We start from the raw sequence: 7,566 nt of genomic DNA on the forward strand, positions 1-7,566 counted from the left end.
TCAAAAAACCGTCGGTGCGGCCGATCGATACGACCACGCTGCCCCTTGCCGATGACGCGTTAGCAGAGCATGAACCATTTTGTCATGCCCATGCCCCTTTCCCTTCGCCTGGCGGCCAGCCTCGCGATCCTCGCTCCGCTTGCAGCCTGCAACACCGCCCCCGCCGAAGCACCGCTTGCCGGCGCGAAGATCGGGGGCGATTTCGACCTCGTCAACAGCAAGGGAGAGCCGGTGCGCTGGGCCGATTTCAACGGCAAGTACCGGATGATCTATTTCGGCTATGCCTATTGCCCGGATATCTGCCCGTTCGACATGCAGCGGATGATGGCCGGATACAAGGAATTCGCCGCCGCCAAGCCGGAACTGGCGGCGCAGGTGCAGCCGATCTTCGTCACCATCGATCCCGAACGTGATACCCCGGCGGTGATCGGTGAATTCACCAGCGCCTTTTCCGACAAACTGTTGGGGCTGACGGGCACGCCCGAACAGGTCGCCACGGCGGCCAAGGCCTTTGCCGTCTATTACAAGAAGGGCGATGTGAATTCCGAAGGCGGATATCTGATGGATCACAGCAAGGCCGCCTTTCTGATGGGGCGCCAGGGCGAACCGATCGCCATGTTGCCGGTCGATCTGGGCGGTCAGCAGGTGGCTGCGGAACTGGAAAAATGGGTGAACTGAGAGAACGCTTCTGGGAACTGCCGATCGATCGGCTGTCCCGCGACGAATGGGAAGCGCTGTGCGACGGTTGCGGCCGTTGCTGCCTGCACAAGCTGGAAGACGAGGATACAGGCGAGGTTATAGAGACTAACGTCGCCTGCAAGCTGCTCGACACCCGCACCGCGCAATGCAGCGATTATCGCAATCGCAAGAGCTTCGTGCCCGATTGCCTGCGGCTGACGCTGCGGCTGGTGCGCCAGGTCCGCTGGCTGCCGGAAACCTGCGCCTATCGCCGCCGCGCAGAAGAACGGCCGCTGCCCGGCTGGCATTATCTGCTGACCGGCGATCGCGCATCGGTGCGGATTGCCGGGGCCAGCGTGGCCGGGCGGGTGATCAGCGAAAATGACGCCGGCCCGATCGAACATCACATCGTCGAATGGAATGACTGATGCTCGACTGGCTGCGCCGGGCCGCTGACGAGGATCCCAGCGTCACCGTCGCCGGCCGCGCGTTGCCGATCGCCATCCGCCGCCTGCCCCGCGCCCGCCGGCTGACGATGCGGCTGGCGCCCGATGGGAGCGAGATCCGCATCTCCATGCCGCGCTGGGGCCGAACCCGTGACGCAGTGGATTTCGCCGCCAGCCGCACCGCCTGGCTGGAAACGCAACTGGCAAAGCTGCCCGTCGCCCGCCCGCCCGAACCGGGCGGCTCGCTGCATTACCGGGGGCAGGTGCTGCGGATCTGCTGGGATCCCGCCCGCCCGCGCGTGCCGCAGATCGACGGCGATGAGCTTCACCTCGGCGGCCCGGCCGGCACGCTCGCCCCGCGCCTGCGCCGCTGGCTGGAATCCGAAGCCTTGCGTCTGCTTGCCGAGGATCTGCGCCATTATTGCGCCCGCGCCGGCGTGCCCGTGCCCGAACTGCGCCTGTCGCGCGCGCAGCGCCGCTGGGGCAGCTGTTCGGGCGCCGGCTGCATCCGTATCAACTGGCGCCTGATCCAGGCCGGCGATGCCGTGCGCCGCTCGGTCGTGGCGCATGAAGTGGCGCATCTCGTGCATTTCGACCATTCGCCGGCCTTTCACGCCCTGCTCAAGACCCTGTTCGACGGGGATCTGCGCGCAGCCGATGGCTGGCTGAAACGCGAGGGCCGCAGCCTCTACACCGCTTTCGGTTGAGCCTCTGGCGGATCGGGCGCGAAAGGACTATCTGTCGCTCATGAGTTTCTGGCGCCAGATATCACCCCGTGGAGCGGTCGCGGATCTTGCCGGCGTATGGCGCAGCGGCAGCGAGCATCGCTGGCCTGCCCTGTTCCTGGCGGTCGCCGCTACCAGTGCGCTGATGTATATGCTGCTGCCCGCCAGCCAGCGGGTCGCGCCGGAACGCCCCCGGATCGTCTATATCACCAGCTACGCCCCCGACCGGACCGATGCGGAAATCATTTCCTCCAACCAGGAAAACCAGGCGCGCAAGGACGAATTCGCCAAGCGGGTGGCGGAGGCGGAGGAACGGCGCAAGGACATGTATCGCACCCTCGGCCGCGCGACCGGCGTGGATGTCGATGCGATGGAAGAACAGATCGCGCGTGACGCAGCCGCCGAACGGCCAAGCCAAAGCCCGCCCCCCAGCAATCCGTGATGCCGCATCGGGATGATGCCCGCTGGCTCGCCGCCGCCGTGGCGCTGGCCGAACGCGCCCGTCCGCTCAGCCGCCCCAATCCCGGCGTCGGTGCAATCATCGTCCGCCAGGGCATGGTCGTGGGGCGGGGCTGGACCCAGCCGGGCGGCCGCCCCCATGCCGAAGCCATGGCGCTGGCGCAGGCGGGTGACGCGGCCCGGGGCGCGACCATCTATGTGACTCTCGAACCCTGCGCCCACCCTTCCGCGCGCGGCCCGTCCTGCGCCGATCTTCTGGTAGCGGCGGGCCCGGCGCGGGTCGTCATCGGCATTACCGATCCCGATCCCCGCACCGCCGGGGCCGGCATCGCCCGGCTGCAGGCAGCGGGGATTGCCGCGCTCTGCGTCAACGATCCGGCAGCGCGCGCCAGCCTCGCCGGCTATCTGCTCCGCCGCACCGCCGGCCGCCCGCATGTCACGCTCAAGCTCGCCACCTCGCTCGACGGGCGGATTGCCCTGCCATCGGGGGAAAGCCGCTGGATCACCGGCGCGGCGGCGCGCGCGCATGTCCATCGCGAACGCGCGCGCGCGGATGCCATTCTGGTTGGTGGCGGCACGCTGCGCGCCGATGATCCCGCCCTCGACGTGCGCCTGCCTGGGCTGGAGCCCCGCTCCCCCGCCCGGCTGGTGCTGACGCGCGGCGCAGCGCCCGCCGGCTGGCTTGCCCTCCCTTCCCCGCAGGCGATCCTGGGCGACACGCCGGAACTGGCCCGACTACTGCATCTCTTCGTCGAAGGCGGCGCCCATGCGGCCGCCGCTTTCCTCGCCGCCGATCTGGTCGATCGCGTGCTGCTGTACCGCGCGCCGATCTTCATCGGCGACGGCCATGCCGCGCTCGGCGATATCGGCCTTGCATCGCTGCCCGACGCCCATGGCCGGTGGCAGCGCACAGATCAGCGGCAATTCGGCCCGGATATTCTCGATATTCTTGAACGGGCGCGTTAGAGCGAGAACCATGTTTACAGGGATCATCACCGCCGTCGGCACCATCACCCAGATCGAGCAGCGCGGCGATCTGCATCTGCGCATCGCCTGCCCGTTCGATCCTGCCACCATCGCCATCGGCGCCTCGATCGCCTGTTCGGGCGTGTGCCTGACGGTGGTGGAACGCGGCGGCACCATCGGCAATGCCTGGTTCGCGGTGGATGTCTCGGCCGAAACCCTGTCCCGCACGGCGGAGGGGATGTGGACCGAAGGGCGCCGGATCAATCTGGAACCCTCGCTGCGCCTGGGTGATGAACTGGGCGGGCATATCGTCTCCGGCCATGTCGATGCCGTGGGCAAGGTGGCGGACTGGCTGATGGAAGGCGATTCCACCCGCATGACCATCGATGCCCCGGCCGAACTCGCGCCGTTCATTGCCGCCAAGGGATCGATCACCGTTGATGGTGTCTCGCTGACGGTCAATTCGGTGGAAGACCGGCCCGATGGCAGCGTCTATTTCGGGCTCAACATCATCCCCCACACGGCAGAGGTCACCACGCTGGGCGAACTGGGCCAAGGGGGAGAGGTGAACCTGGAGATCGATACCGTCGCGCGCTATCTGCAGCGGCTGGAAAGCCTGCGCCGGTAAGCCGCCCCATCAGGCTATGGCAAGCGGCCCCGCGGCGAAGCTGTCACGGGTGATTTCATAGACCACATGTTCGACCGGGCGCCCGACCCGTTCCTCGACCGTGCTTTCCCCGGTCAGTCGGCCACCGATCTTCAGCATCGCCTTGCGCGAAATGACATTGTCCGCGCCGACGCGAAAAATCGCCCGGTCGACGAAGCGCAGCGCGTGCTCCAGCATCAGCGCCTTGATCTCGGCATTGTAGCCAAGGCCCCAGTAATGGCGCGACAGGAAGGTCCAGCCGATCTCGACCTGACTCGGCTGAGCGCACTCGTCCCCGCCTGCCCCCGACACGTGGCCCTGGAACCGCGAGCTGCCGATCACGCCGCCACTGGCCAGATCGACCACGGCCAGCGCCCCGCTCTGGGCCAGCGCATCCTTGAAAAACGCGCGGAACACCGGTTCCTGCCACCGGTCATGGCTGGGGTGCAGCGCCCACATCTCCCGGTCGGATGCGACGGCGAACAGGTCTGCCCAGTCGCTGCGTCGCAGCGGCCTCAGCAGCACCCGTTCCCCTTGCAGGACCGGCTGGCGATCCATGTCAGCCTTCGGACGGATCCGATACGGCTGCAATTGCGCCGATGAACTTCGGCAGATTGTCCATCGTCAGGCCGGCCACATTGATGCGCCCGGTTGCCGCCATATAGATGCCGTGATCGCTGCGCAGCGTATCGATCTGCAGCTTGTCCAGCGGCAGCATGGCGAACATGCCGAACTGGCGGCCATAGGGCGTCAGGTCGACCGATCCGGCCAGGCCGGCTTCGGCCAGCGCGGCGCGCACCTGGCCGATGCGGCTGCGCATGTCCTGCAGTTCCGCCAGCCAATTGGCCGTCAGCTCTGCATCTTCCAGCACCAGCCGCACAGCGGCCGCGCCATGGTCAGGCGGCATGGACCAGGCGGCTCGCGCCAGCGCATGACCGTTGGAAAGAATCCGGTTCAGATCGCCCGCATCCGGCGCCATCACATAGAGTGCGCCGACGCGATCGCGATACAGGCCAAAATTCTTGTCGCAGCTATAGGCGATCAACGCCTGCGGCACGGCGGCCAGCACGGTGCGGGTGCCATAGGCGTCCTCGTCCATGCCCTTGCCCAGGCCCTGATAGGCCAGATCGATGATCGGCAGCACAGGGCTGGCAGCCAGCAGACTGGCGATCTCGTCCCATTGCGCTTCGCTGAAATCGATCCCGGTCGGATTGTGGCAGCAGCCATGCAACAACACGGCATCGCCGTCGCGGGCATTGGCCAGCGCGGTCTTCAGCGCATCCAGATCGGCCGTACCATCGGGCGCGGCATGGCGGAAACCGACCAGTTCCATGCCCAGATCGGCCACGATCTGCGCGTGGTTGGGCCAGCTCGGCGTGCCCATGAACACACGGGTCACACCCGCACGGCGGGCCAAAGCCAGCGCCAGTCGCACCGCACCGGTACCACCGGGGGTCTGCATGCCTTCAATGCGGCTGGTGAGCGGCGAATCGGCGCCGAAGATGAAGGGAACCAGCGCATGGACGAAGCCCATGTCGCCTTCAGGGCCCAGATAGGCCTTGGAATCCTGTTCGGCGACGAGCTTGCGCTCGGCCGCCTTGATCGATGCGAACACCGGGGTGGCGCCGTCATCGGTGCGATAGACGCCGACCCCAAGGTCGATCTTGTCAGCGCGCGAATCCGCGTCGTGGAGCTTGATCAGCGCGAGCAGCGCATCGGGCGGTTGTTGGTCGAGTCTGTCCAGCATAGCGCGGCGTCCATGCCCAGCATGCGGCGCGGCTGCAAGCAGGTTTTGGCGTCTGACGGCCCAGACGCCCAAATTTCCTGCGAATGACTTGCAATCCGGTCGGAGTTAGAAAGGCAGCCACTTCTGCTTGCGGGAAAACTTCATGTAACCGGCATTCACGCCGACACGCAGACCCGCACCCACCCGGATCGGGATCAGCACCACATCGCCGCGCCGCATGTAACTGGCGTTGAAACCGCCGACCAGATAGAGTTGGCCCTCGCCGGCGGGGAAGCGTTCGTAGAGATCCGCCGAATCATACAGATTGTACACCAGCACGAAGGTGCTGCCCGCATTGGCACCCGCGTCAAAACCGATCGACGGGCCGGTCCAATACACCGGCATCTGCCCTTCGACCTTGTGGTGCAGCGTGCCCGAACCATAGCGCACCCCCAGCACGAAGGCCCCGCCACCTTCACGCCCGACGATATAGGCATTGGGCTCCCCCTGCTTGCGCAGGATATCCTCGATCAGCCCCGCCAGCCCTTCGGCACCCTTGCCGAACACACCCTCGGCCGCACCGATCAGATCGTCTTGCTGAAACGTGTTATCCGATGCGGCGGCGGTGGTGGCATAGCCGGTGGTCCCGGCCGGCGCGGCGGCGTTCGGCGTGCCATAGGTGGCGCTGTTGCCGAAGCTTTCCTCGAATCCGTTGTTCTGCGCCGGCTGGCCGGTCTGCGCCGGATAGGTCGGATATGTCGGCTGGCCCGGCTGTTCGGGCGACACATCATAGATGCGATCGTCATAACTGGGCTGCGGATTGTTGTCCGACACATCGTAATTCGGCCGCGCGGTGTTGAGATCGGCATCGATCGCGGCATCCGGATCGACCGACTGGATTCCCTGCGCCAGCGCCGGCGGGGCGATCGCAACCATCGCCAGGGCCAGCCCGACAGCCGATGCCCGCACGCGGCACCAGTTTGCGATTTCGATCATCATGCTCATCACCTCAGCCGCGCCCCGAACAGTGTCATTCCGGCAGGAGATTCCACCGGCACTGGCGCTTTGCGCGCTAAGAGAATCCCCGACGCTTGAATCAACAATGAACGCGCGCCGGAACGAATCCGATTCGCGACGAACCGAGTCAGGGTGAAGCGGTGAACAGTTTTATTTCTCCCCCCTTGATGCAGCCCGATCCCCCCGTTATAGGCCGCCCCCTGCCGACAAGGCTGTCCGGAGACGTGGGTGAGTGGCTGAAACCAGTCCCCTGCTAAGGGACCATACGGTGATGAATCGTATCGAGGGTTCGAATCCCTCCGTCTCCGCCACCCCTTCAGTTCAGTAAGTCTCAAAAAACCCCTTAAGGGGCTGACCAAGCAGGCTTTTCCTACAGGTTTCGTCTCAGAAAAACTCTTTCAATCGCTTAGTATCGCGAGCGAAATGGGGGCATTGTGGGGGCGTCAGATCCGTCACATGGGGGCATTCTATGCTCACAGATCTGCAATGCCGAAAGGCAAAACCAGCCGAGAAAAGTTACAAGCTCGCGGATGCTCGCGGGCTCTATCTTTATGTCACCAAGACGGGTTTTCGATCCTGGCGATGGAAATTCCGGTTCGCAGGGAAGGAGAAGCGCCTAATTTTTGGCAGCTATCCGGAGATGAGCCTCGGAACAGCCCGAGATGCGCGGGACAAGGCGGCAGCGTTGCTGAAGGCTGGAACCGATCCGTCACTACAGGCCAAGCAAATCGCCGCAGCCCGTATGGCCGAATCTCAGACAACCTTCGAATCGATCGCTCGCGAATGGCATGCTCAGCAAGCTGCGAGTTGGGCGCCGCATCATGCGGCCGATGTGCTCAAGAGCCTGGAGCTGCATGTCTTTGCGAAGATCGGCGCCTTGCCTATTACCGGGATTACCTCGCC

General features: G+C 65.4%; 10 protein-coding genes and 1 tRNA gene. 8 read left to right on the forward strand and 3 right to left on the reverse strand.

Annotated elements, in window-relative coordinates; translation table 11 throughout:
* Positions 1-90 precede the first annotated feature (90 nt).
* Genes GRI97_RS18230 through GRI97_RS18255 form a run of 6 tightly spaced genes read left to right on the forward strand, consistent with a single transcriptional unit; the run spans position 91 to position 3,902 of the window.
* Complete coding sequence (locus tag GRI97_RS18230) at positions 91-678, forward strand: SCO family protein (RefSeq protein ID WP_235917965.1); 588 nt, start codon at positions 91-93, stop codon at positions 676-678.
* Entirely contained in the window at positions 666-1,106 is a 441-nt protein-coding gene (locus tag GRI97_RS18235; protein WP_161392670.1) for a YcgN family cysteine cluster protein, read from the forward strand. The genes GRI97_RS18230 and GRI97_RS18235 overlap by 13 nt, the downstream gene beginning before the upstream one ends.
* Complete coding sequence (locus GRI97_RS18240) at positions 1,106-1,831, forward strand: M48 family metallopeptidase (RefSeq protein ID WP_161392671.1); 726 nt, start codon at positions 1,106-1,108, stop codon at positions 1,829-1,831. The genes GRI97_RS18235 and GRI97_RS18240 overlap by 1 nt, the downstream gene beginning before the upstream one ends.
* Positions 1,832-1,871: 40 nt before the next feature.
* On the forward strand, positions 1,872-2,291 hold the full coding sequence (locus GRI97_RS18245; protein ID WP_161392672.1) for a hypothetical protein: 420 nt from the start codon (positions 1,872-1,874) through the stop codon (positions 2,289-2,291).
* A complete protein-coding gene (gene ribD / locus GRI97_RS18250; RefSeq protein ID WP_161392673.1) occupies positions 2,291-3,274 on the forward strand; it encodes a bifunctional diaminohydroxyphosphoribosylaminopyrimidine deaminase/5-amino-6-(5-phosphoribosylamino)uracil reductase RibD in 984 nt (327 codons plus the stop codon). The genes GRI97_RS18245 and ribD overlap by 1 nt, the downstream gene beginning before the upstream one ends.
* 10 nt (positions 3,275-3,284) lie before the next feature.
* On the forward strand, positions 3,285-3,902 hold the full coding sequence (locus tag GRI97_RS18255) for a riboflavin synthase (RefSeq protein ID WP_161392674.1): 618 nt from the start codon (positions 3,285-3,287) through the stop codon (positions 3,900-3,902).
* A gap of 9 nt (positions 3,903-3,911) precedes the next feature.
* Here GRI97_RS18255 and GRI97_RS18260 read toward each other — a convergent pair whose 3' ends face one another.
* The 3 genes from GRI97_RS18260 to GRI97_RS18270 all read right to left on the reverse strand — a co-directional run bounded on the left by GRI97_RS18260 (position 3,912) and on the right by GRI97_RS18270 (position 6,651).
* A complete protein-coding gene (locus GRI97_RS18260; protein ID WP_161392675.1) occupies positions 3,912-4,478 on the reverse strand; it encodes a GNAT family N-acetyltransferase in 567 nt (188 codons plus the stop codon).
* Between the two features lies 1 nt (position 4,479).
* Complete coding sequence (locus tag GRI97_RS18265) at positions 4,480-5,667, reverse strand: amino acid aminotransferase (RefSeq protein WP_161392676.1); 1,188 nt, start codon at positions 5,665-5,667, stop codon at positions 4,480-4,482.
* A gap of 105 nt (positions 5,668-5,772) precedes the next feature.
* Positions 5,773-6,651, reverse strand: a complete 879-nt coding sequence (locus GRI97_RS18270) for a DUF1134 domain-containing protein (RefSeq protein ID WP_161392677.1) — start codon at positions 6,649-6,651, stop codon at positions 5,773-5,775.
* Positions 6,652-6,881: 230 nt separating this feature from the next.
* Between GRI97_RS18270 and GRI97_RS18275 the strand changes: the two genes are divergently transcribed.
* Positions 6,882-6,974: transfer RNA gene (locus GRI97_RS18275), tRNA-Ser, on the forward strand.
* A gap of 158 nt (positions 6,975-7,132) precedes the next feature.
* The coding region (locus tag GRI97_RS18280) for a tyrosine-type recombinase/integrase (protein WP_161392678.1) at positions 7,133-7,566 on the forward strand (434 nt) is incomplete at its 3' end.

The sequence above is a fragment of the Croceibacterium xixiisoli genome (assembly GCF_009827305.1).
Classification (GTDB): domain Bacteria; phylum Pseudomonadota; class Alphaproteobacteria; order Sphingomonadales; family Sphingomonadaceae; genus Croceibacterium_C; species Croceibacterium_C xixiisoli.

Coding starts and splice junctions, on each gene's coding strand:
- GRI97_RS18230 (WP_235917965.1), top strand. CDS start 91: ATGCCCCTTTCCCTTCGCCTGGCGGCCAGCCTCGCGATCCTCGCTCCG.
- GRI97_RS18260 (WP_161392675.1), bottom strand. CDS start 4,478: ATGGATCGCCAGCCGGTCCTGCAAGGGGAACGGGTGCTGCTGAGGCCG.
- GRI97_RS18255 (WP_161392674.1), top strand. CDS start 3,285: ATGTTTACAGGGATCATCACCGCCGTCGGCACCATCACCCAGATCGAG.
- GRI97_RS18235 (WP_161392670.1), top strand. CDS start 666: ATGGGTGAACTGAGAGAACGCTTCTGGGAACTGCCGATCGATCGGCTG.
- GRI97_RS18245 (WP_161392672.1), top strand. CDS start 1,872: ATGAGTTTCTGGCGCCAGATATCACCCCGTGGAGCGGTCGCGGATCTT.
- GRI97_RS18240 (WP_161392671.1), top strand. CDS start 1,106: ATGCTCGACTGGCTGCGCCGGGCCGCTGACGAGGATCCCAGCGTCACC.
- GRI97_RS18270 (WP_161392677.1), bottom strand. CDS start 6,651: ATGAGCATGATGATCGAAATCGCAAACTGGTGCCGCGTGCGGGCATCG.
- GRI97_RS18265 (WP_161392676.1), bottom strand. CDS start 5,667: ATGCTGGACAGACTCGACCAACAACCGCCCGATGCGCTGCTCGCGCTG.
- ribD (WP_161392673.1), top strand. CDS start 2,291: ATGCCGCATCGGGATGATGCCCGCTGGCTCGCCGCCGCCGTGGCGCTG.